Annotated in this window: 22 protein-coding genes; 14 read left to right on the top strand and 8 right to left on the bottom strand. The window is 75.0% G+C overall.

Annotated elements, in window-relative coordinates; all coding sequences use genetic code 11:
• Positions 1 to 5: 5 nt before the first annotated feature.
• The 5 genes from HYE82_RS08895 to HYE82_RS08875 all read right to left on the bottom strand — a co-directional run bounded on the left by HYE82_RS08895 (position 6) and on the right by HYE82_RS08875 (position 5,901).
• A complete protein-coding gene (locus HYE82_RS08895; RefSeq protein WP_179173400.1) occupies positions 6 to 746 on the bottom strand; it encodes an SOS response-associated peptidase in 741 nt (246 codons plus the stop codon).
• A gap of 408 nt (positions 747 to 1,154) precedes the next feature.
• On the bottom strand, positions 1,155 to 2,399 hold the full coding sequence (locus HYE82_RS08890; RefSeq protein ID WP_179173399.1) for an FAD-dependent monooxygenase: 1,245 nt from the start codon (positions 2,397 to 2,399) through the stop codon (positions 1,155 to 1,157).
• A 146-nt stretch (positions 2,400 to 2,545) separates the two neighbouring features.
• Entirely contained in the window at positions 2,546 to 4,186 is a 1,641-nt protein-coding gene (pgm, locus tag HYE82_RS08885) for a phosphoglucomutase (alpha-D-glucose-1,6-bisphosphate-dependent) (protein WP_179173398.1), read from the bottom strand.
• Between the two features lie 164 nt (positions 4,187 to 4,350).
• Positions 4,351 to 5,295: a CHAD domain-containing protein gene (locus tag HYE82_RS08880; protein WP_179173397.1), complete on the bottom strand. Its 945-nt coding sequence runs from the start codon at positions 5,293 to 5,295 to the stop codon at positions 4,351 to 4,353.
• A gap of 195 nt (positions 5,296 to 5,490) precedes the next feature.
• Entirely contained in the window at positions 5,491 to 5,901 is a 411-nt protein-coding gene (locus HYE82_RS08875; RefSeq protein ID WP_179173396.1) for an organic hydroperoxide resistance protein, read from the bottom strand.
• Between the two features lie 148 nt (positions 5,902 to 6,049).
• Here HYE82_RS08875 and HYE82_RS08870 point away from each other — a divergent pair, with 148 nt between their 5' ends.
• From HYE82_RS08870 to HYE82_RS08830, 9 genes are all read left to right on the top strand, one after another.
• Positions 6,050 to 6,523, top strand: a complete 474-nt coding sequence (locus HYE82_RS08870; RefSeq protein WP_179173395.1) for a MarR family winged helix-turn-helix transcriptional regulator — start codon at positions 6,050 to 6,052, stop codon at positions 6,521 to 6,523.
• A 40-nt stretch (positions 6,524 to 6,563) separates the two neighbouring features.
• Positions 6,564 to 6,869 (top strand): WD40 repeat domain-containing protein, encoded by a 306-nt coding sequence (locus HYE82_RS08865; protein ID WP_179173394.1) that lies wholly within the window; start codon positions 6,564 to 6,566, stop codon positions 6,867 to 6,869.
• Positions 6,870 to 6,878: 9 nt separating this feature from the next.
• A complete protein-coding gene (locus HYE82_RS08860) occupies positions 6,879 to 7,265 on the top strand; it encodes a VOC family protein (protein WP_179173393.1) in 387 nt (128 codons plus the stop codon).
• Positions 7,266 to 7,571: 306 nt separating this feature from the next.
• Positions 7,572 to 9,179, top strand: coding sequence for a benzoylformate decarboxylase (mdlC, locus tag HYE82_RS08855; protein WP_179173392.1), 1,608 nt, complete (start codon positions 7,572 to 7,574; stop codon positions 9,177 to 9,179).
• Between the two features lie 41 nt (positions 9,180 to 9,220).
• The gene (locus HYE82_RS08850) at positions 9,221 to 10,627 is read left to right on the top strand and encodes an FAD-binding oxidoreductase (RefSeq protein WP_179173391.1); all 1,407 of its coding nucleotides are present in this window, start codon (positions 9,221 to 9,223) and stop codon (positions 10,625 to 10,627) included.
• Positions 10,624 to 12,069, top strand: a complete 1,446-nt coding sequence (locus tag HYE82_RS08845) for a cytochrome P450 (protein WP_179173390.1) — start codon at positions 10,624 to 10,626, stop codon at positions 12,067 to 12,069. Before HYE82_RS08850 ends, HYE82_RS08845 begins: the two co-directional genes overlap by 4 nt.
• Positions 12,070 to 12,177: 108 nt before the next feature.
• Positions 12,178 to 13,533, top strand: coding sequence for an alpha/beta hydrolase (locus HYE82_RS08840; protein WP_179173389.1), 1,356 nt, complete (start codon positions 12,178 to 12,180; stop codon positions 13,531 to 13,533).
• A 64-nt stretch (positions 13,534 to 13,597) separates the two neighbouring features.
• The gene (locus tag HYE82_RS08835; protein WP_218782407.1) at positions 13,598 to 15,556 is read left to right on the top strand and encodes a peroxidase family protein; all 1,959 of its coding nucleotides are present in this window, start codon (positions 13,598 to 13,600) and stop codon (positions 15,554 to 15,556) included.
• Complete coding sequence (locus tag HYE82_RS08830; protein WP_179173388.1) at positions 15,553 to 15,819, top strand: hypothetical protein; 267 nt, start codon at positions 15,553 to 15,555, stop codon at positions 15,817 to 15,819. The genes HYE82_RS08835 and HYE82_RS08830 overlap by 4 nt, the downstream gene beginning before the upstream one ends.
• A gap of 27 nt (positions 15,820 to 15,846) precedes the next feature.
• On the opposite strand, the gene HYE82_RS08825 is transcribed toward HYE82_RS08830, so the two are convergent.
• Positions 15,847 to 16,734 carry an NmrA/HSCARG family protein gene (locus HYE82_RS08825; protein ID WP_179173387.1) on the bottom strand — a complete coding sequence of 296 codons (888 nt, stop codon included), beginning with the start codon at positions 16,732 to 16,734 and terminating at the stop codon, positions 15,847 to 15,849.
• Between the two features lie 258 nt (positions 16,735 to 16,992).
• On the opposite strand from HYE82_RS08825, the gene HYE82_RS08820 reads away from it, so the two are divergent.
• Complete coding sequence (locus tag HYE82_RS08820; RefSeq protein ID WP_179173386.1) at positions 16,993 to 17,523, top strand: DM13 domain-containing protein; 531 nt, start codon at positions 16,993 to 16,995, stop codon at positions 17,521 to 17,523.
• Positions 17,524 to 17,572: 49 nt separating this feature from the next.
• On the opposite strand, the gene HYE82_RS08815 is transcribed toward HYE82_RS08820, so the two are convergent.
• A complete protein-coding gene (locus HYE82_RS08815; RefSeq protein WP_179173385.1) occupies positions 17,573 to 18,082 on the bottom strand; it encodes a hypothetical protein in 510 nt (169 codons plus the stop codon).
• Between the two features lie 319 nt (positions 18,083 to 18,401).
• Here HYE82_RS08815 and HYE82_RS08810 point away from each other — a divergent pair, with 319 nt between their 5' ends.
• Entirely contained in the window at positions 18,402 to 18,809 is a 408-nt protein-coding gene (locus HYE82_RS08810; protein ID WP_256987019.1) for an SAV_915 family protein, read from the top strand.
• 14 nt (positions 18,810 to 18,823) lie between these two features.
• Complete coding sequence (lysA, locus tag HYE82_RS08805) at positions 18,824 to 20,158, top strand: diaminopimelate decarboxylase (protein WP_179173384.1); 1,335 nt, start codon at positions 18,824 to 18,826, stop codon at positions 20,156 to 20,158.
• A 54-nt stretch (positions 20,159 to 20,212) separates the two neighbouring features.
• Here the strand turns inward: lysA and HYE82_RS08800 are convergent, their stop codons facing one another.
• The gene (locus tag HYE82_RS08800; RefSeq protein ID WP_179173383.1) at positions 20,213 to 20,824 is read right to left on the bottom strand and encodes a short chain dehydrogenase; all 612 of its coding nucleotides are present in this window, start codon (positions 20,822 to 20,824) and stop codon (positions 20,213 to 20,215) included.
• A gap of 70 nt (positions 20,825 to 20,894) precedes the next feature.
• Between HYE82_RS08800 and HYE82_RS08795 the strand changes: the two genes are divergently transcribed.
• Both HYE82_RS08795 and HYE82_RS08790 read left to right on the top strand, forming a co-directional pair.
• A complete protein-coding gene (locus HYE82_RS08795; protein WP_179173382.1) occupies positions 20,895 to 21,809 on the top strand; it encodes a LysR family transcriptional regulator in 915 nt (304 codons plus the stop codon).
• 17 nt (positions 21,810 to 21,826) lie between these two features.
• On the top strand, positions 21,827 to 22,447 hold the full coding sequence (locus tag HYE82_RS08790; protein ID WP_179173381.1) for an L-threonylcarbamoyladenylate synthase: 621 nt from the start codon (positions 21,827 to 21,829) through the stop codon (positions 22,445 to 22,447).
• Positions 22,448 to 22,456 lie beyond the last annotated feature (9 nt).

The raw sequence follows: 22,456 nt of genomic DNA, 5'->3' as shown, positions 1-22,456 counted from the left end.
CGGGGTCAGGGTTCGGGGACGGGTTCGACGAGCCGGGGGCCGTTGTTGCGGACGCTGTTGACGGCGGTGGAGACGGGGCGGACCTCCAGCCGGCCGTCCGCCGGAGTGTGGAGCAGGGCGCGCAGGGCGTGCACGTCCTGGTGGGCGGGGTCGAGCCAGGCCTCGTAGTCGCCGGGGTCCAGGGCGAGCGGCATGCGCGGATGGATCCGGCCGGCCGCGTCGACCGCCTCGGTGGTGATGATCGTGGCGGTGGCGAGCCAGGCGTCCGGGTCGTCCTCGTCGGTGACCGCCGGGTCGCGCCAGAACTCATACAGTCCGGCCATGGCCAGCACCGAGGCGTTCTCGGGGGCGATGAAGTACGGCTGCTTGTACGCCTTCGCCGTGGCGGTGGCGGGCACCGGCTGCCACTCGTAGAAGCCGTCGGCGGGCAGAAGGCAGCGGCGGCGGGTGAAGGCGCGGCGGTAGGCCGGCTTCTCGTGGACCGTCTCCATCCGTGCGTTGATCATCCGGGCGCCGCCGGAGGCGTCCTTCGCCCAGGAGGGGACCAGGCCCCAGCGCAGAGTACGGAGCCGGCGCTCGGGCGTACCCGTGCCCTGGGCGCGGTCGGGTCGCTCCAGGACGGCCCAGACCGGGTCGGTGGGGGCGACGTTCCAGCTCGGCGCGAGCGTCTCCCGGGGGTCCCAGGCCGCGTCGAACAGGCCGGCGAGGTCCTCGGGGGCACGGGATGAGGCATAGCGTCCGCACATGGCACCCACTGTGCCACCTCGGCTGCCGCGGCCGGCGCACGTACGCCCGCGTCCGGCGCCGCGGGCGCGGGGAACAAGGAGGGGTACGTGCCCGCAGCCGCCGGGGCGACCGCCCGGGCCGCTCACCGCAGGCGGCCGCCGCCTCCAGCGTATGCCGAGGTCCGCCGCCGCGGACAGTCCAGCCGCGCGCATCCCGCGCGGGGGTGCTTTCCGCGAGACCGGAAAACCAGCCCGCGCGGCGTTTGAGCGCAGGGGCGCGAAGCGCCCGGAACGGGGTCCGGCGCAGAGCCCCGGTTTCGGGAAGGGGCAGGGTGGGGAATCGGCTCCGCGCAGGAGCAGGAGCAGGAGGCACGCGCCAGGCGGCACGCGGCAGGCGCCAGGCGGCACGCGGCAGGCGGCACGCGGCGGTCAGGGGGGCATGGCGCGGCCGCCGATGTCCGCGGCACCGGCGAGCTGGGCCTGCCACCACGCCCCGGCCGCCCGGCCGTCCATCTCCGCCCAGGCGGGGGTCCGCTCCACCTGGGCCCGGCCCAGCCGGCGCGCCAGCGCCACCAGCTCCCGGCCCGCCGCCCCACGGGACGCCCGGTACGCCGACAGCAGCTCCGCCCAGGACCCGGCGCCCCGCCAGGCAGCCTCGAACGCGGTGGCGTCCTGGAGGGCCTTGGCGGCGCCGCTGGTGTTGTGGGGGCGCACCACGCTCGCCGCGTCCCCGGCGAGCAGCAGCCGTCCGGCGGTGATGCGGTCGGTGGCGAGGTCGTAGATCGGCTGGACGTGGATGTCACCGGGTTCGGTCAGGCCCAGGACCCGGGCCCAGTACGGCGGGAACCGCCGGTCCAGGACCTCGCGGAGGTGGGCGGTGAGCTGCTCCGTGACACGGCCGGGCGGGAAGCTGGTGGGGTCGTCGTAGGGCAGGCGGCCGGCCTGCGGGGGCGTGGCGTACAGGACCCAGTTGACCCGGAGCCCGTCCGGGCCGGGGATGCGGTACACCACGCAGCTGCCGCCAGGGAAGCAGACGGTGGCGACCGTGTCGGAGGGCCAGGTGCCGGCTCCGGCCGCGGGGAGCCGCGCGGCGTCGAGGTTGCCGCGCCAGCAGACGTACCCGGCGTACTGCGGCAGGTGGTCGGGGCAGACGGCCTCGCGCACCACGGACCGGTAGCCGTCGGCGCCGACCACCAGGTCGTACGGTTCGACGGTGCCGTCCGCCAGCCGTACCTCGGCCTGCCCGCCGGCTGCGCCAGGCGCGTCGGACGCGTCCGACGCGTCGGCGACGCCGGTCACGGCCGCGCCCTGCCGGTAGACCACCGACCGCGGGGTGGCCTCGCGGAGCCCGCGCCACAGCAGGCCCCAGTGGTGGGAGTGGAAGGGGAACGGCTGCTCCCAGAACACCCGCCCGGCCGGGCCGGCCGCGTCGTCCCGGACCAGCCACCGGCGGCGGGCCAGGGGGTGCGCGCGGATCCCGGCGGGCAGTGCGCCGGTCGCGGTCAGTTCGGCGGCCCGGTCGTCGTGGATGCACAGCCCGACGCCGCGGTCCGCGAGGCGGCCCCGGGTGCGTTCGAGCACGGACACCTCGTCCGCGCCGGCGCGGGCGGACGCCGAGGCGAACGCACAGCCCGCGATGCTCCCGCCGACCACCGCGACCCTGCCACCCCGCATGGGCTGCTCCCTCCGCGCCCGCCTCCGGTCCGGGCCGCCACCCTAGGCGGGGGCGGGACGGTGACGGTCGGTTTTCGGACGCCCCGACGGACGTACGGACGTCCCGGCGGGCGGGCGCGGAGGGTGCGGAGGGAGAGGGCGGGGAGTCAGGCGTCCAGTGCGGCCGACACGACCGACCGGGCCTCCTGCTGGACGCGGCTCAGGTGGTCGGGGCCGAGGAAGGACTCGGCGTAGATCTTGTACACGTCCTCGGTGCCGGAGGGGCGGGCCGCGAACCAGGCGTGCTCGGTCGCCACCTTGATGCCGCCGATCGCGGCCCCGTTCCCGGGGGCGTGCGTCAGGACGGCGGTGACCGGCTCCCCCGCCAGGGTGTCGGCCGTGACCTGCTCGGGCGACAGGCGGCCGAGGACCGCCTTCTGCTCCCTGTCGGCGGGGGCGTCGATGCGGGCGTACGCGGGCTCGCCGAAGCGCTCGGTGAGGCGGGCGTACCGCTCGCTGGGGGTCTGCCCGGTGACGGCCAGCATCTCGGACGCGAGCAGGGCCAGGATGATGCCGTCCTTGTCGGTGGTCCACACGGATCCGTCGCGGCGCAGGAAGGAGGCTCCGGCGGATTCCTCGCCGCCGAAGCCGAGGGTGCCGGCGGACAGCCCGCCGACGAACCACTTGAAGCCGACGGGCACTTCGACCAGTTCGCGGCCGAGGTCGGCGGCCACCCGGTCGATCATCCCGGAGGAGACCAGCGTCTTGCCGACCGCGGCTCGCTGCGGCCACTGCTCGCGGTGGCGGTAGAGGTAGTCGATGGCGGTGGCCAGGTAGTGGTTGGGGTTCATCAGGCCGCCGTCGGGGGTGACGATGCCGTGCCGGTCGGCGTCGGCGTCGTTGCCGGTCGCGATCTGGAACCGGTCGCGGCCCTCGATGAGGGAGGCCATCGCGTACGGGGAGGAGCAGTCCATGCGGATCTTGCCGTCCCAGTCCAGCGTCATGAACCGCCAGGTGGGGTCGGTGTGCGGGTTGACGACGGTGAGGTCGAGGCGGTGCTCCTCGGCGATGCGCTGCCAGTACGCCACGGAGGCCCCGCCGAGCGGGTCGGCGCCGATGCGCACGCCCGCGGCGCGTACGGCGTCGAGGTCGAGGACTGAGGGCAGGTCGCGGACGTACGCGCCGAGGTAGTCGTGGGTGCCGGTGGTGGCCGCGGCGCGGGCGCGGGCGTACGGCAGCCGACGGACCTCCTTGAGGCCGCCGGTGATGATCTCGTTGGCGCGGTCCTGGATCCAGCCGGTGGCGTCGGAGCCGGCGGGTCCGCCGTGGGGCGGGTTGTACTTGAACCCGCCGTCCGCGGGCGGGTTGTGCGAGGGGGTAACCACGACGCCGTCGGCCAGGCCCGAGGTGCGGCCCCGGTTGTGGGTGAGGATGGCGTGCGAGACGGCCGGGGTGGGCGTGTAGCCGTCGGCGCTGTCGACGAGGACGGTGACCTCGTTGGCGGCGAAGACCTCCAGGGCGGTCACCCGGGCGGGTTCGGACAGGGCGTGGGTGTCCGCGCCGAGGAACAGCGGCCCGTCGGTGCCCTGCTGCGCCCGGTACTCGCAGATCGCCTGGCTGGTCGCGGCGATGTGGTCCTCGTTGAACGCGGTGGCGAGGGAGGAGCCGCGGTGCCCGGACGTGCCGAAGGCGACGCGCTGGGCGGGATCCGCCGGGTCGGGGTGCAGGGCGTAGTACGCGGTGACGAGCCGGGCGACATCGATCAGATCGTCCGGGCCCGCCTGCTGCCCTGCTCGTTCGTTCGGCATGTGCCGGCTCCTCCGTACTGGTCCAAAGAGAACAACACCGGTCATTGTGTCGTCCCCGGACCGTGCCCGCACAGGCGGCCCCCGGCCGTATTCCCGCTCGGCGGCGCCATCCCCCCGGCCCTCTTCCCCCGCGCCCCGGGCGGTTCGGGACCGGCGGTCGCGGGTCAACGGCCGGGGCTCAGCCCTGCGAGTTCGCGGTGCAGGACGGCCAGGCGCGACTCGACGGCGGCGGCAGCGGCGTGCTCGTGCTCCGCCAGCTCGCGCAGTGCGTCCCGGACTTCGGCGTCCGGCGCCTCGTCGAGCCACGGTGTGACCGTGCGACGGCAGACGGTGCTGTCCTGGTGCTCGCCGAGCGCGTCGTGGAGCGCGCCGAGGACGCGCAGCGGGCTCCGCAGCAGCCCCGGGTACGCGCGGGCCACGCTGCGGCCGGTGTCCAGGACGGGTTTGGCGGCCTTGCGCACCTCGTGCAGCTCGTCCGCCCGGATCTCGGGGTCCGTGATGGCCGCGGCCGCGGCGAAGTCCTCGACCAGCGCCGGCCAGGCCGTGCAGAACCAGTTGCCGAACCCTCCGGCCGGGCCCACCGGGACCGGGGCGTCGGCCCTGGCGTCGAGCTCGGCGACGAGGGCCCGGTAGCGGGGCCCGTCGAGGACGGCGAGCAGCTCGCGGCGGGCCGGGCCGCGCGACACCTCCAGGCGCTGCAGCGTCCAGCGGGCCGGGCGACCGGCCATGGGGGCGTGTGCCGCGACCCGGTGGGCCGTCTCGTCGAAGTGCCGGACGCGGCCGAGGTGTTCGTTGAGCCAGGTGAACTCCTCCGGCAGCCCGCCGGGCTGCCCGCCGGACCGTGCATCGGGCCGTGCGCCGGACCGTGCGTCGGGTCGTGCGTGGGGCGCCGTGCCCGCGGGTGTGCCCGCCGCCGGTGCCGTGGCGGAAGGTGCCGGTGCGCCCGACTGGTCCAGTGCGTGCCAGACGCTGCGCAGTCGGCGCGAGGCGGTGCGCATCACCTTCACCGCCCCCGGCCGGTCCCGGCGCACGAGCGGTTCACGCGAGACGAGCCTGTCCCGTTCCCGCTGTACGTACGCGCCGACGGCCGCTGCGGCCTCCACCCTCATCAGCGTTCCCTCCCCCAGGTGGCGTGCGCGCCGGCCGGCCGGTCCGGGCCGGCGCCGCCCATGGTGGGCTCGGTCTACCCGGGGGGCGGGGTGGCGAAAACCGGGCGGCGGCACTGCCCCCGATCGGGTCACGGCGCTGACGCCCGGCTGACGGTGGCGGCGGCCGCGGGGACGGCCGCCGCCCGGTCCCGGCCGTTACTCGATGACGAGCTCGACCGGGATGTTGCCGCGGGTCGCCTTGGAGTAGGGGCAGACCTCGTGCGCCTGCTTGACCAGCAGCGCGCCCGTCTCGCCGGCGAGGGACTCGGGAAGCTCCACACGGAGGGTGACGGCGAGGCCGAATCCGGTGCCGTCCTTGCCGATGGAGGTCTCGGCCGTGACGGACACCTCGCCGGTGTCCACCTTCGCCTGGCGGCCGACCAGGCCGAGGGCGCTGGCGAAGCAGGCCGCGTAGCCGGCGGCGAAGAGCTGCTCGGGGTTGGTGCCCTGGCCGTTGCCGCCGAGCGCCGGGGGCATGGCGAGCGCGAGGTCGATCTGGCCGTCGGAGCTGACCGTGCGGCCTTCGCGGCCGTTGGCGGTGGCGACAGCGGTGTACAGCGCGTCCATCGGGGTTCCTCTCGCGGTGGTGGTGTCGCGGTGGTGGTTCGTGTGTGCCGGGCGGTGGGTGTCCGACCGACGGACATCACTAGAGCACACAATTCAGTTGTGCACAACTGAATGACTCGCAAGCTGCCCCCCCGGTACACTCACCCGCATGAGCGAGCAGCACACCGACACCCTCCGCGACGAGGACTTCCTCCGCCTGGACGGCCAGATCTGCTTCGCCCTGAACGCGGCGAGCCGGGCTTTCGGCGGCGTCTACCGGGTGATCCTCAAGGACCTCGGCCTGACCTACCCCCAGTACCTGGTGATGCTGGTGCTCTGGGAGCACGGCACCACCCCCGTCAAGGAGCTCGGCAACCGCCTGCGCCTGGACTCGGGGACCCTCTCCCCCCTCCTCAAGCGGCTGGAGGCCGCCGGGCTGATCCACCGCGAGCGCAGCACCGAGGACGAACGCTCCGTCTCCGCCGTCCTCACCGAGGCCGGTGCGCAGCTGCGCGCCCGCGCGGTGGAGATCCCGCGCCGCATCGCCGTCGCCACCGGGTTCGACCTCGACGAGATGCGGGACCTCCAGACCCGCCTGCAGCGGCTCACCGCCGCGCTGGACGCGGCCGCCCTGGAGGTGTGACCGGAGGCCGGAGCCGCCGGAGGCCGGAGCTGACGGGGTCGTGCGCCTGTGGCGCCGTGCCGACCCGGCCCGCGGCATCGCCCCGGCCGGTGAACCGAAAGGGCACCGGAGCGACGTGAAAGCGGTCGCGTTCAGCCCGGACGGCCACACTCCGGTCACGGGCGGCCGGGACAACACCGTGCGCGTCGCGGGAAACCGGTCCGGCGCGCCTGCGGCCCCGCCCGTGCGCGGCGACGGCCGGTCCGTGCGACCGCGACCCGTGGCGGCGGCACCTGCCCGAGGCGCCCTGCACGTCGGGCTGCCGACAGCCGCGGTGATCCGGACGGGATCCGGCGGCCGGGCGTAGATTCGCGGCATGGTGCATGTACTGGGCAGCAGGATCCTGCTGCGCCCCACGGATCCCGAGCGTTCGCGGGTCTTCTACGGCGACGTCCTGGGGCTGGCCGTCTACCGGGAGTTCGGCACCGGCCCGGAGCGCGGCACGGTCTACTTCCTCGGCGGCGGCTTCCTGGAGCTGTCCGGCCGCTCCGGCACCCCGCCCGCCCCCGGGATGCGGCTGTGGCTCCAGGTCGCCGATGCGCAGGCGGCGTACGAGGAGCTGCAGGAGCGGGGGGCCGAGGTGCTGCGGCCGCCGCTGCGGGAGCCGTGGGGGCTGATCGAGATGTGGCTCGCCGATCCGGACGGAGTGCGCATCGCCGTGGTGGAGGTGCCGGCGGACCATCCGCTGCGGTTCCGCCCGTGACCGCCGCCGAGGACCGCCGGGCGCGTCCGAGCGCGCGGGCGCGCACGGCGACGGCCGGACCCGGCGCCCGGCAATCGCGGTGCGCTCCGCCGTGGGAGTGAACGGGCCCGCCACCTACAGGAGGGACATCCTGTCGATCCCGTAGACGGAGCGTCAACCGGCCCCGGTGCCGCGGGCCCCTCAGGACTGCGTTCGGCGGCGGGACGTAGCAGGCGCGGTGCGGCCGTGGATGCCTTTTGTAAAGATCCACGCGGTGTGCTGGATTGATCACCGACAGTGCTCCCCCGGCTGCGCGGAAGGATCCCCATGCGCACGGTTCGCGAATCAGTCCTGGACGTCCTACGGGCCCGCGGCATCACCACGGTCTTCGGCAACCCCGGCTCGACGGAACTGCCGATGCTCAAGCAGTTCCCGGACGACTTCCGGTACGTGCTCGGCCTCCAGGAGGCCGTCGTCGTCGGCATGGCCGACGGGTTCGCGCTCGCCTCCGGCACCACCGCCCTGGCCAACCTGCACACCGGGCCCGGCACCGGCAACGCCATGGGCGCCATCCTCAACGCCCGCGCCAACCGCACCCCGCTGGTCGTCACGGCCGGCCAGCAGCACCGCGCCATGCTCACCATGGAGGCCCTGCTCACCAATCCGCAGCCGGCCCTCCTCCCGCAGCCGGCCGTCAAGTGGGCGTACGAGCCCCCGCGCCCCGCCGACGTCGCCCCGGCCCTCGCCCGCGCCGTCCAGCTCGCCGAAGCCCCGCCCCACGGGCCGGTGTTCCTCTCCCTGCCCATGGACGACTTCGACGCGGAGCTGACGGAGGAGGAGGACCGGGCCGCCCACGCGGCCGCAGCCCGCAGGATCACGCACGCCGCCGCCCCGGACCCGGCCGCGGTGGCCGCCCTCGCGGACCGGATCTCCAGCGCCCGCTCCGCCGTCCTCGTCGTCGGCGACGACGTCGACGCCTCCGGCGCCTGGGACGCCGTGCTCGCGCTCGCCGAGCGCACCGGGCTGCCCGTCTGGGCGGCGCCGATCTCCGCGCGGGTTTCCTTCCCCCGCAACCACCCCCAGTTCCGCGGGGAGCTGACGGGGGCGATCGGCCCGCTGGGCCGGCAGTTGGAGGGGCACGACCTGGTCGTCGTCATCGGCGCCCCGGTGTTCCGCTACTACCCGTACGTACCCGGCCGCCACCTGCCGGAGGGCACCCGTCTGGTCCTGCTGACCCGGGACGCCGAGGAGGCCGCCAAGGCGCCGGTCGGCGACGCGGTCGTCGCGGACCTGGCGGCCGCCGCGCGGGCGCTCGCGGACCGGCTCCCGGCCGCCGGGACGGCGGCCGCCGCACCGCACGGGCCGGTGGACGCCCCCGAGGCCGGGGACGGGGCCCTGACCCCGCTCGCCGCGCTGCGGGCGGTCGCCCAGGGCGCCCCGGAGAACACCCTCTGGGTCAACGAATCGCCGTCCAACGTCCCGCAGTTCCACGCGGTGACCCGGATCTCCTCCCCCGGCTCCTACCTGTTCTCCGCCGGCGGCGGCCTCGGCTTCGGTGCCGCGGCGGCCGTCGGGGCGCAGCTGGGCGCCCCGGGTCGGCCCGTGGTGTGCGTCATCGGCGACGGATCGATCCACTACGCCGTCCAGGCGCTGTGGACCGCAGCCGCCTACCGGGTGCCCGTCACCTTCGTCGTCCTCAGCAACGCCCGCTACGCGATCCTCCAGTGGTTCGCGCAGCTCGAACACGCCCAGGGCGCTCCCGGCCTCGACATTCCCGGCATCGACATCACGGCCGTCGCCACCGGCTACGGGGTGCGTGCCCACCGGGCCCAGGGCGCGGGCGAACTCACCAAGCTCGTACGGGAATCGGCGGCCCAGCAGGACGGGCCGGTCCTCATCGACGTGCCCGTCACCACCGAGTTCCCCTCCCTCTGATCCCGTCAGCGGCCACCCGCCCCGACCAACGGAAGGCCCGTATGTCACCCGAGACCCCCCTCCTGTCCCGTCTGCGCACCCTCCTGCCCGACCATGCGGACGTCCTGCACACCGATCCCGAGACCCTGGCGGCGCACGCCCGTGACGCGGCCCCCTTCTCGGAGGCGGGCGTGCCCGCCACGGTGGCCTTCCCGCGGACCGCCGAGCAGGTCCAGCACATCCTGCGCACCGCGTACGAGCTCGGCGTCCCCGTCGTGCCGCAGGGTGCCCGCACGGGCCTCGCGGGCGCCGCGAACGCCGTGGACGGCTGCGTCGTGCTGAACACGGGCCGGATGGACCGCATCCTGGAGATCGACCCGGCCAACCGGCTGGTGCGCTGCGAGCCGGGCGTGGTCACCAAGCGGCTGAACGACGCCGTCGCCGAGCACGGGCTCAGCTATCCGCCCGACCCCGCCTCCTGGGAGCACTGCACCATCGGCGGGAACATCGCGACCGGCGCCGGCGGCATCTGCTGCGTGAAGTACGGGGTCACCGCGGACTACGTGCTCGGTCTGGACCTGGTCCTGCCCGACGGGCGGCGGATGCGGACCGGCGGGGACACGGTCAAGGGGGTCGCCGGATACGACCTGACCCGCCTCCTCGTCGGCTCCGAGGGCACCCTCGCCGTCATCGTCGGCGCCACCCTGGCGCTGCGGCCGGTCCGGCCGCCGGCGCTCTCCCTGCTCGCCCAGTTCCCGAGTCTGGTGCAGGCCGGGGAGGCGGTCGCCGCGATCACCGCTGCGGGCCACGTCCCGTCGGCGCTCGAACTCCTCGACCGGGCCACCTCGCAGGCGGTCGCGGACCACGGGCACCCGCTGCTGGAGGCCGGCGCCGCCGCCACGCTGATCATCGAGAGCGACAGCGCCGACCCCGTCCGCGACCTGACCGCGATGACGCTGCTGTGCAAGGGGACCGGGGCGCAGAACGTGGTCACCTCGTCCACCGCCGAGGAGTCCCGGCGGATCATCGAGGCCCGGCGGCTGGTCACCCCGGCGCTGGGGGCGTTCGCCGCGACGCTGGGCGGCCGGCCGACCGCCTTCATCGAGGACGTGGCCGTGCCGCGCTCCGCACTGGCGAAGTTCATGGGCACCATCGAGGAGATCGCGGCCCGGCACCGGCTGCGGATCTTCACGCTCGGGCACGCCGGCGACGGCAACCTGCACCCCACCGTCGTGTTCGACGAGGCGGACGCCGACCAGTTCCGGCGCGCCCAGACCGCGTACGACGACATCATGGCGGCCGGTCTGGCCCTCGGCGGCACCAGCACCGGCGAGCACGGCATCGGCACTCTGAAGCGGGAGTGGCTCACCCGCGAGCTGGACCCGGCCGGCCTGGAGCTGCAGCGCGGCCTCAAGCGCCTCTTCGACCCGAAGAACCTGCTCAACCCCGGCAAGGTCGTGGAGGCATGACCGACGACTCCCCCGCAGTCGCCGGCGCCACGGCCGGCACCACCAAGGCCGCCACCGCCACCGGGACCGCGATCCCCGCGCCCTCCGCCCGCTCCGCCTCCACCCCGGCGCGCGCCGTGACGCGCCCGGCCCGGGCCGGGCGCGCCGAGACCGTCCGGTTCGCGGCGACGCACACCCTGCCCGCCTTCCTCCGCGGGGCCTTCCACGTCCGGCCCAAGGTGGTCTCGGCGTACGCGGCCCTCGGCCAGCAGGGCTGGTCGGCGGCGACGCTGCGGGCCATGCGCGCCCGGCACGGCGGGGCGCCCGTCGAGGTGCGCGGTCTGTCCGGGACGCTGCTGGTCCTGCTCGACCAGGCCGACGTCCGGCAGTTCTACGAGCTGCCGGTGCGCACCCTGGCCATGGACGCCCCCGACAAGTACCGGGGGCTGTCGCTGCTGGAGCCCACCGGGGTGATCTGCTCCCACGGCGACACCCGCGAGGACCGGCGCCGGATCAACGACGAGGTGCTCGCCGCGGACCGGCCGGTGCACCCCTCGTGCCGGGAGTTCCGGTCCCTGGTCGACGAGGAGGCGAGCGCCCTGACCTGTGGCGGGGAGCTGGACTTCACGCGGCTGCGCCGCACGGTGGCCCGGCTCGGGCGCCGCATGGTCCTCGGCGATGCGGCGGCCGGTGACGAGGAGCTCGCCCGGTGGCTGCTGGCGATCCGCGAGGAGGCCAACTGGATGCGGATGCGCAAGGGCCGGGCCGCGGCCGCCGAGGCGCTGTACGCGAAGGCCGCCGCCCGCGTCGAGGAGTACGCCGCCCGGGCCGAGCCGTACACCCTCGCCGCGCTCGCCCGCCGGCACCCGTCCGCCGCCGGCCCGGACGCCGCCGTGCTGGACCCGGTGGGGCAGGCCCACCACTGGCTGCTCGCCCTCGACACCGTCGGGCCGACCGTCGCCCGGACCCTGCTGCTGCTCTCCGCGCACCCGGCCGAACAGGACGCCGTCCGGGCCGGGATCGACGGCGGGGATCCGGAGCTGCCCCGGCTGCGGGCCTGCGTACGGGAGACGCTGCGGCTGTACCCGCTCGTGCCGGACCTGGTCCGGGTCACCCGGGCCGAGACCGAGTGGCGCGGGCAGCGGTATCCGGCGGGGACCGCGGTGCTCGTGCCGGCGCTGTTCCACCAGCGGGATCCCGAGCACGTCGCGGCAGCCCACCGGTTCGTCCCCGCCCGGTGGCTGCGCCCCGGGGCGGCGGACGACCCGGTGCTGGCGCCGTTCAGCCACGGTGGCGGGCGCTGCCCGGGCGAGCACCTGGGGCTGCTGACGTCGGCGGCGCTGATCGCGGCGGTGCTGCGGGGCCACCGGGTCACCGGCGGCCGCCCCGCGCTGGACCCGTCGCTGGCGCTGCCGGGCCTGCTCGGCTCCGCGGGCATCCGGCTCACCCTCACCGCGCGCTGAGCCCGCGCCGCCCGCCGAGCCCGCGTCGCCCACCGAGCCGGACGGCCGCACCGGCCCGTACGGCGCGCCAACCCCCTTCCACCCCCCATGCCCCCGGAGGGCACCCGCATGACCGATGCCACGACCGCCGTCACCGGGCACGAACCGGACGTCGAATCCCTGCACCACATGTGCCGCCTGCTCGCCGAGGCCGCCGAGGACGTGGCGGAAGCGTCCCGGTACGCGTCCGAACTCACGCTCGGCCCGCGGCTGCCGCGGGCCGTCCCCGGCGGGCCTGCCTGGCGCACCCTGCTGCGGACGATCACCGACCCCAAGGGCCTGGGCTGGGCGCCGCGCGGCCGCGGCCTCGCCGGACTCGGCCGCCTCGTCGGGGTGTTCGCCAGCCGGGAGAGCCTCGCGGTGACCCTGGCCGTGACCGGGCTGAAGGCCCGGATCCGGGCCGCCGCCGTCCACCACCCGGAGCTGCTCGGCGACCCCGACACGACCCGTGTGCTCAGGGCCGTCGCGGAGGACCGGCAGCGCGAGGCGATCCGGGTGTTCCGGGCCATCCTCGGCCGCAAGGGCGCCGAGCGGACCTTCGCCCTTCTCGCCCCGGCCTTCGCGGACATCCTCGCCTGGAACGCCCTCACCGACGAGAACCCGCTGAACGACGCGGCCGGCTGGGAGGTCGCCACCGGCCGCACCCTGACCGGCGCCGAACCGGTCCTCGGCATCGGGGCCCGGGTCTGGGCGTTCCTCGACCGCGGTCCCGGCCGGGCCGAGCCCTTCGTCCCCCCGGCCGGTTTCGCCGAGCGGCTCGACACCGGCGGCACCATCGCCGGGTACGTGCGGAACATCGACGCGGTGGGCACCGACGGCACCCTGCTGGTCCAGCAGGTCGCCGGGCCCGACGGCGTCCAGCGGTACGTCGTCCAACTCGCCGGCATGTCGGGGCTGAGCGGGGAGAGCCCGCAGGACCTGCTGGGCGCGGTCCACGCGGTGGCGCGACCGGCCACCCCGTACTCCCGGGCGGTGTGCAAGGCGCTGCGCGCAGCGGTCCCCTCGGGCTGCGAGATCGCACTGGTGGGCCACAGCCTGGGCGGGATCACCGCGATGAACCTGGCCGCCGACCGGGACTTCTGCACGGTGTACCGGGTGACGCACGTGGTGGCGATCGGCTCGCCCGTCGACGGCAAGCGGCCCGCCGACCCGGGGACCCGGGTGTGCTCGCTGGTGAACGAGCACGACGTGGTACCGAGCCTGGAGGGCCGCTCCTCGGTGTCCCCGTACCGGCTGCCGGAGCAGTTCACCGAGTTCACCTGGACCGACGACACGCACGCCTTCCCGCTGTGCCATGCCGCCGAGCGGTACGCGCACAACCTGGAGCACGACGTGCCCGGGGCGCGGGCGCACGTGGACGCCGAACTCGCGCCCTACCGGGGCCGGGTGACCGCCACCCGCCTCTTCCGCCTCTACGACCGCTGACCGCCGACCGCCGACCGCCGACCGCTGACCGCCGACCGCCGCGACCGCTGAGGACCACCACCACATGACCGACACCGCCTCCACCGATCAGTCCGGGCCGGCCCGGGGGACGACCGCACCGGCCCCACGCAGTACCGACACCGGCACCGACACCGGCACCGGCACCGCGGGAGTGCCCGCGCAGGCCGCCGCCGCCCGCCCCTCGCAGTCCCCCGGCTACGGCCCGCCGGGCCTCCTCGAACGCCTCGGGTCGGCCGCCTTCGCCCGGATCAACCGGACCCGCGCATGGCACGAACTCCCGCAGCCGCTCGCCCTGCTGAACCTGCGGGTGCTCCGCGACGACCTGCGCCGCCGGAACCTGTACGACACCCACGGCGCCGGGGGCGAGCGCCGGCGCCGCCCCACCGCCGAACTCGTGCCGTTCCGCTCGTACGACGGCTCGGGCTACGACCCGTACGACGAGGACATGGGCCGGGTCGGCACCCGGTTGGACCGCAACGCCCCGCTCCACCTGGTCTTCCCGGAGGGCGACGAGGGGCTGATGTCGCCGTCCCCGCGCGAGATCAGCAGGCAGCTGCTGGCCCGCAGGGGCTTCGTGCCGGCGCCCACGCTGAACCTGCTGGCCGCCGCCTGGATCCAGTTCGAGAACCACGGCTGGGCCAACCACGGCGACAACGAGGAGGCCGAGCCCTTCACCGTCCCGCTCGCCGAGGACGACGACTGGGCAGAGCGGGGCGGCGGCTGCCCGATGCGGATCAACCGCACCCGCCCCGACCCGGTCGCCCACACGGCCGCCGACGCCCCGCCCACGTACGAGAACACTGTCACCCACTGGTGGGACGGTTCGCAGATCTACGGCTCGGACGAGGCCCGCTGCCGTTCGCTGCGGACGGGCGAGCACGGGAAGCTGATCGTCGAGGACGGCCGGCTGCCCACCGACCCCCGCCCGGGCAGGGAGTGCCTGGACCGGACCGGCATGAACAGCGACTACTGGGCGGGCCTGTCGCTCCTGCACACGCTCTTCGCGAAGGAGCACAACTCCGTCTGCGACTTCCTGCGCTCGCACTATCCGACGTGGGACGACGAGCGGCTCTTCCACACCGCCCGGCTGGTCAACACCGCCCTCATGGCGAAGATCCACACGGTGGAGTGGACGCCCGGCATCCTCGACACGCCGGTCCTGAAGCGGGCGATGGACGCCAACTGGTACGGGGTGCTGCCGCGCTGGGTCCGCCGCGCGTACGGGCGGGTCGGCAGCGGCGAGATGCTCAGCGGCATCCTCGGGTCGCCGACGGACCACCACGCGGCACCCTTCTCGATGACGGAGGAGTTCGTCTCCGCGTACCGGCTGCACCCGCTCATCCCGGACGAGCTGGTGGTCCGCGACCACCGCAAGGGCACCGTCCGCGCCACCATCGGCTTCGACGAGATGCAGGGCGCCACCACCCGGACGGCGATCGACGCGTTCGGGATGAGCGACCTGTTCCTGTCGTTCGGGACCGCCCACCCCGGCGCCCTGGTGCTGCACAACCATCCGGACGCGCTGCGCAACCTGGCCCGGCTGACGGGAGAGCACATCGACCTGGGCACCGTCGACATCCTCCGGGACCGCGAGCGCGGCATCCCCCGCTACAACGCCTACCGGCAGATGCTGCGCAAGCGGCCCGTCACCTCCTTCGAGGAGCTGACGGGCGGCCACCCGCACGACACACCGCTGCTGAAGGAGCTGTACGAGGGCCGGCTCGACCGGGTCGACACCCTCGTCGGCAATCTCGCCGAGCCGCGGCCGGCCGGGTTCGGGTTCAGCGACTCCCTCTTCCGGATCTTCATCCTGATGGCCAGCCGCCGTCTGAAGAGCGACCGCTTCTTCACCACCGACTACCGGCCCGAGGTGTACACCGCCGAGGGCCTGGACTGGGTGGACCGGAACACCATGGTCACGGTGCTGCTGCGGCACCACCCCGAACTGGCGCCCGCCCTGGACGGCGTCACCAACGCCTTCGCCCCCTGGAGGACCCTGTGACCGGGATTCCGGCACCGCGGTCGGAACCGCAGCCGCCCCTGTCGGCCGCGGACGGGCTGCGCGCCCACTCCGCCGCCCTGCTCGACCACGCGCGGCGGCTGCGGGCCGGGGCCGCCGCGCTCGACTGGAAGGGGCCCGGGGCCGAGGCCTTCCGGTGGCGCGTCCAGGACCTGGCCGACCGGTGCACGGCGGCGGCCGGCGGCCTGGCGCGCTGCGCGGACCAGTTGGACGCGGCCGCCCGCACCCGCCGCACCCGCCGCTGACGCCGGCGGCGCCGGGACGACGGGCGCTCAGGGGCGGTGGTCCGGCTCCGCCGGTACGGTCCACTCCTTGCGCGCCCAGTCGTCCAGGGTCGTCAGGTGCGGGCGCGCGGCACGCAGGGCGGGCACGTCGGCGAGGAAGCCGGTGGTGTTGAACCACTCGAACATGACCGCCATCTCCTCGCTGTACGCCCGTACCTCCGCGACGGGCCGGGCGCGGAACCGTACGGGCCGGCCGGCGGCGCGGGCGAAGACCTCGGCCATCTGCGGGCCGGTCAGCCGGTCGCCGGCGATCTCCAGGGTGCGGCCGAGGTACTCGGCGGGGGCGTCGAAGGCGTCCGCGGCGAACTCGCCGACGTCGTCGGGGTGGATCATCTGGAGCGCGGTGTCCGGGGCGAGCGCCAGCGGCAGGACGAGTTCGCCGCCGGCCCACCGCGGGCCCATGCCCGTGAAGTTGGTGAGGAAGAAGGCCGGGCGGAGCACGGTGGCCGGCAGGCCGAGCTGCGCGATGTGCTGCTCGATCAGGCCCTTGCTCCGGAAGTGCGGCACGTCGCCGGGGCGGCCGGCGCCGTCGACGGAGGTGTACACGAAGTGGGCGACGCCGGCCCGGGCGGCGGCCTCCGCGACCGCCTTGCCCTGGCGCACCTCGGACGCGAAGCCGGCGGGCCCCGGCGCGGGCATCGGCTGGACGCTGAAGACTCCGTACACGCCGCGCACGGCCGCTTCGAGGGAGGCGGTGTCGTCGAGGTCGCCGGCTACGAGGGTCGCGCCGTGGGCCCGCAGGGCGCGCGCCTCGGGCCGGTCCGGGTCGCGGACCAGGGCGCGGACCTGCCGGCCGCGGGCGGTGAGGGCGCGTACGGTGGCGCCGCCCTGGCGGCCCGTTGCTCCGGTGACGAGGACGGTGCGGTGGTCGGACATGGCACGGCTCCTTGGTGCTGCGGGCTCCGGGCAGCCGTTCCGGCTGCTTTCCGGTGGTCAACAGCCTGCTCGCTCAAGGGCGGTTGAGGTCCAGTCGCTGTGACCGTGATCACCCTCCGGATCCGGTTGCGGCGCGCCGTGAGGGTTTCGTCGCCTGCGGGACCGTCCGCATGCCGGGCGCCCCGTGCGACCAGCGGCATGTGACCATGGGTCCACGGGGAGGATCGGTTGCGCGAGGGCAAGGGAGCGGCAGTGGGCATGGGAACGCGGCGCGGACGGGTGTGGGGTGCGGTGCTGGTCGTGGGCGCCCTGCTGGTGGGCGTCGGGCTGTACTGGTTCGAGCCGTGGAAGCTCTGGAAGGACGACACCGTCAGCGAGGCGCTGCCGACGCCGTCGGCGGCTCCGGCGTCCCCCGGGGCGTCCGCCGGCGCCGCGCCGCAGGTCCTCGCACAGGGCACGCTGATCAGCCACGAGCACACCACCACGGGCACGGTGAAGGTCCTGCGCCTCGCCGACGGGTCCTTGACCCTGCGGCTGGAGAACCTCGACACGAGCAACGGCCCGGACCTGCGCGTGTGGCTGACCGATGCTCCGGTGAAGGAAGGCGTGGCAGGCTGGCGGGTCTTCGACGACGGCAGGTACGTCAGCCTGGGCGAGCTGAAGGGCAACAAGGGCGACCAGAACTACGCGATCCCCGCGGACGTCAACCTGGCCGATTACACCAGTGTGAGCATCTGGTGCGACCGCTTCGACGTCTCCTTCGGGGCGGCCTCCCTCACCCGCGCCTGACCGCCCGGTTTCCGCGGCAGCCGGCGCTGCGGCCGCCGCGGAGATCAGGTCAGGTCAGCGCCGAGGCCTTGAAGACCGCGCGGGCCGTCTCGCGGTCGATCAGGCTGCAGAACTGCCGCAGCGGGACCAGGCCTTCGCCCAGGGTGCCGCTGGACACGCTGGTGCCGATGTCCTCGCCGATCCGGTACCACAGGGGCGGGTTGTCGGCGAGGACGTGCGGGTCGAGCTCGACGCTTCCGCCGTCCGTGTCCGTGAGGACGAGCCGCCGGGCGACGCCGTCGTGCCAGGCGACCGTGGCGAGCCGGTCGGTACGGACCCGCCGGCTCCTGATCAGCCCTCGGGTGGTCAGCAGGCCGGGGGCGGCGCTGACGCGGGTCGGCCACAGGACCAGGAGCAGCAGCAGGCCCAGCCAGATCCACACCGCCGCGCGCCGCCAGCCGCCGTTGCCGGCCACCACGTCGGCCGTCAGCAGCGCCGCCGGCAGCAGCACCGCGAAGCCGACCGCGGCCCGTACCTCCCCGCCCCAGGCACGGTTCTGGAGCGCAGCCGGTTCACACATGGGATGTCCCCTCCTCACTTCCTTGCTTCCTTTACTCGTCAACTAATTTCACACCCCACGCAACGGGGCGGGGAAGGGCGGATATGCCGTTCTGCGGCGTCCTGGCGGGGAAAGGACAAAGACTGACGCGTTTCTTACCGAACGGTTTGACGGGCGTCAGAGGTGTGTATGAACACGCCCCGCCGGCGTCAAGGTCCCGTCAGGAGGGGGCGCGGACGACGCGCGGACGGGCATAGCTTCGATGCCGCGCCCCGCCGCCGCCTCCCGGCGTCCGGGGCGCCTTCCGACCGTTCCACCACCGCGCCCCGGGGAGGGCCCCATGTGTCTGTTCCGGTACGAAAACGATCCCGAGCCCGAGGAACGGATCCCGGCCGGGCTGCTGTACGTGCCCGTCCGGCCGGGAAGCTGCACGCAGGCGGTGGTCCGGCTGTTCCGCACTCCGCCGGGCACGCGCACGGCCGTCGGGTTCACCAGCGCCGCCCGGCTGACCGCCGTCCTCGGCGCGGGCCACCCGTACATCCGGCTGTCGGAGGCGGCGCTGCGCGGGATGTGCGAGCCGCTCGGCGCGGGGCTGGTCACCGTCGACCCGGCCCTCTCGGCCCCGCCGGTCACCCCGGTCCCGGCCCCGGCGGCCGACGCGGCCGGGGCCGAGGGCCCGGCCGGGGCCCGGGACCGGGCCCCTGATCCGGGCCGGCGCCCGGGCCCGCTTCCCGTCCGGACCGTGTGAGCGGAGGCGGAAGCATGACCACAGCCGCACCGTCCGACCTGGCCGCCGGGGCCGCCGAACTGTCCGTGTGGCCCGCGTCCACGACGCCCCTCCCGCGCGGCGGCCTCGCCGTCGGCGGGGTGTCGCTGACGGAGGTCGCCGACCGGTACGACACCCCCGTCTACGTGCTGGACGAGGGCGAGGTACGGGCCCGCTGCCGCACGTACCGCGCCGCGTTCCCGGACGCCGACGTGCTGTACGCGGCCAAGGCGTTCCTGTCGCGGGCCATGGTGCACTGGGTCGCCGAGGAGGGCCTCGGGCTCGACGTGTGCTCCGCGGGTGAACTCGAACTCGCCGTCACAGCCGGGTTCCCCGCGGACCGCATCGTCCTGCACGGCAACGCCAAATCGCCGCGCGACATCGCGACCGCGCTGCGCCTCGGCGTGGGGCGCATCGTCATCGACGGCCCGTCGGAGATCGCGCGGCTGGCCGCCGCCGTGGGACCGGGCGGGCACCAGAAGGTGATGCTCCGTATCGTGCCCGGCATTTCGGCCGGCGCCCACGAAAAGATCCGTACGGGGACGGACGGACAGAAGTTCGGGCTCTCCCTCACCGACGGCTCCGCACAGCACGCCGTCCCCCGGATCCTCGGCCAGCCGCAGCTCGAACTGACCGGCCTGCACTGCCACATCGGCTCCCAGATCACCGACGTCAAGCCGTACGTGTCCGCGCTGCGCCGGATGGTGGGCCTGATGGCCCGGATCCGCGACGCGCACGGCGTCGTCCTGCCCGAGCTCGACATGGGCGGCGGCCACGGCATCGCCTACCGCCCCGGAGAGCCCGCGCTCGACCTCACGGCCCTCGCCCGGCGGCTGCGCGCCGAGCTCACCGCAGGCTGCGCAGCGGCCGGACTGCCCGTCCCACGGCTCGCCATCGAACCGGGCCGGGCGGTGGCCGGGCCGGCGGGGGTGGCCGTGTACCGGGTCCTCGCGGTGAAACGCACCGCCGGCCAGGTGTTCGTGGCGGTGGACGGCGGCATGAGCGACAACCCCAGGCCCGCCCTGTACGGGGTGCGCTACGCGCCCCGGCTGATCGGCCGCCACTCGGGCGCCGGCCCGTGCGCGGCGACCGTGGTCGGCCGGCACTGCGAGGCGGGCGACGTCCTCGCCGCGGGGGTGGAGCTGCCCGGCGACGTCCGCCCCGGGGACCTGCTCGCCGTACCGGTGGCGGGGGCGTACCACCTGTCCATGGCCTCGGGCTACAACCTGGTCGGGCGGCCGCCGCTGGTCGCCGTCGACGGCGGCACGGCCCGGCTGCTGATCCGCCGTGAGACGCTCGACGACCTGCGCAGCAGGGAGGTCGGCGACTAGCGAGGACGACGGCGCCCCGGCCCCCGGCGGTCGCCCGGGGCCGGGGGCCGGGGCTCAGTGGCCCAGCTCCAGGATGCGGCCCGTCTCGACGCCCTCGATGCAGCGGATGTACGCCCGGGCCACCTCCGCCAGGTCGACCGGCGCGAAGCCGGGGAAGTGGCCGGCGTAGACGTCGAGGGCCTCGGTGACCACGGTGGGGCTGACGGCGTTGACGCGCTGCGGGGCGATCTCCACCGCGGCCGCGCGGACGAACGCCTCGACGGCGCCGTTGGCCATGGAGGCGGCCGAGCCCGTCACGATGGGGCTGCGCGCCAGGACGCCGGTGATCAGGGTGAAGGAGCCGCGCGGCGCGATCCGGCCGATGCCCTGGCGGACCAGCTCCAGCTGGCTCTGCACCTTGCCGCGGAAGGCTGCCGTCCAGTCCTCCGGGGTCATGTCGGCGACCGGCTTGAACGGGACCGAGCCGGCGGCAGTCGCGACCGCGTCGAGCTGCCCGCCCGCGTCGGCGGCCTCGTACAGGGCGGTGATCTGCGCCGGGTCGGTGACGTCGAAGCGGAGGTCGCCGCTGGAGCGTCCGGCGGTCACCACCTCGTGGCCGCGGGCTGTCAGGGACCGGTGGACTGCGGTGCCGAGCCTGCCGCCCGCACCGATGAGAAGGATTCGCATGCCCCCGACGCTAGGTGCACCGACCGCGACCGGGGAAATACCTTCTGCGCAGGATTTATGCTCGACGGTTGTGAATGTGGAACTGCGGCATCTGCGGACCTTGGCGGCGATCGGTGACGAAGGCACCATCACGGGCGCCGCCGCCGTCCTGCACATCAGCCAGCCGGCCGTGTCCCGCACCCTCGACCAGCTGGAGCAGCGCCTCGGCACCCGCCTGGTCGAGCGCACCACCCGCAGCCTCTCCCTCACCCCGGCGGGCCGGAGGCTGTGGGAGCACGCCCACCGCATCCTCACGCAGCTCGACGACGCCCTCGCGGAGGCCGCCGCTGGCCCGGAGCCGCGACCGCTGCGCATCGGCTTCGCCTGGGCCGCCCTCGGCGCGCACACCGTGGCCCTGCTGCGCGACTGGCGCCGCGACCACCCGGACGCACCGGTCCAGGTGCACCGGCTGCCCGACCCGGTGGCGGCCCTGCGCCGGGGCGACATCGACGCCGCGTTCGTCCGCGCCCTGCCCGAGGGGGACGAGGCCGGCGGGCTGTCCGCGCTCGCGCTGTACAGCGAGCCGCGCGTGGCGGCCGTGTGCGAGGACGATCCGCTGGCCGCCCGCGGCACGGTCGCCCTGGCCGACCTCGTCGGCCGTACCGTCGCCCACTGTGCGACGGCCGCCACGACCAGCACCGCGCTGTGGCCGGAAGACCACCGGCCCGAGGCCACCCTGGAGGTCGCCAACGTCGACGAATGGCTCACCGCCATCGCGACGGGCGAGGCCGTCGGCGTCACCGCGGAGGCCACCCGGCACAGCCACCCCTTCCCCGGCGTCCGCTTCCTGCCGCTCACCGGGATCGGCCCGGTGACCGTCCACTTCCTCGCCCCGGCGGTGCCGGTCCACCCGGCGACGGCGGCGTTCCGCCGCCACGCCCGACGCGCCCTGTCCCCCGCGGCAGCGGTGGCTGCGGACTCCTCGGCGTCCGCGGCACCGGCCTGATCGCGTACGCTCGGCGGATGGCGAAGTACTTCGACGTACACCCGGACAACCCGCAACACCGCACCATCAGCGGCGTCGCCGACAGCCTCCGCTCCGGCGCGCTCGTCGCGTATCCGACCGATTCCTGCTACGCGCTGGGCTGCCAGATGGGCAACCGCGACGGCCTCTCCCGGATCCGGTCCATCCGCAACCTCGACGACCGGCACCACTTCACGCTGGTGTGCCAGAACTTCGCGCAGCTGGGCCAGCTCGTGAACATCGGCAACGACGTGTTCCGCGCCATCAAGGCGGCCACGCCCGGCAGTTACACCTTCATCCTGCCGGCGACGCGGGAGGTGCCGCGCCAGCTCCTGCACCCCCGCAAGAAGACGGTCGGCGTCCGCATCCCCGACCACACCGTCACCCAGGCCCTCCTCGCCGAACTCGGCGAACCGCTGGTGTCGAGCACGCTGCTCCTGCCCGACGAGGGCGAACCCCTGACCCAGGGATGGGAGATCAAGGAGCGCCTCGACCACGTGGTGGACATCGTGGTCGACTCCGGCGACTGCGGCACGGAGCCGACCACGGTCGTCGACTTCTCCGGCGGGACGGCCGAGATCGTCCGCGTGGGCGCGGGCGACACGACCCGGTTCGAATGACCCCCGCCC

The sequence above is a fragment of the Streptomyces sp. BR123 genome (assembly GCF_013401435.1).
Classification (GTDB): Bacteria; Actinomycetota; Actinomycetes; order Streptomycetales; family Streptomycetaceae; genus Streptomyces.
Note: the sequence above shows the minus strand (reverse complement) of the source record. Positions and strands in the feature narration are given on the sequence as shown.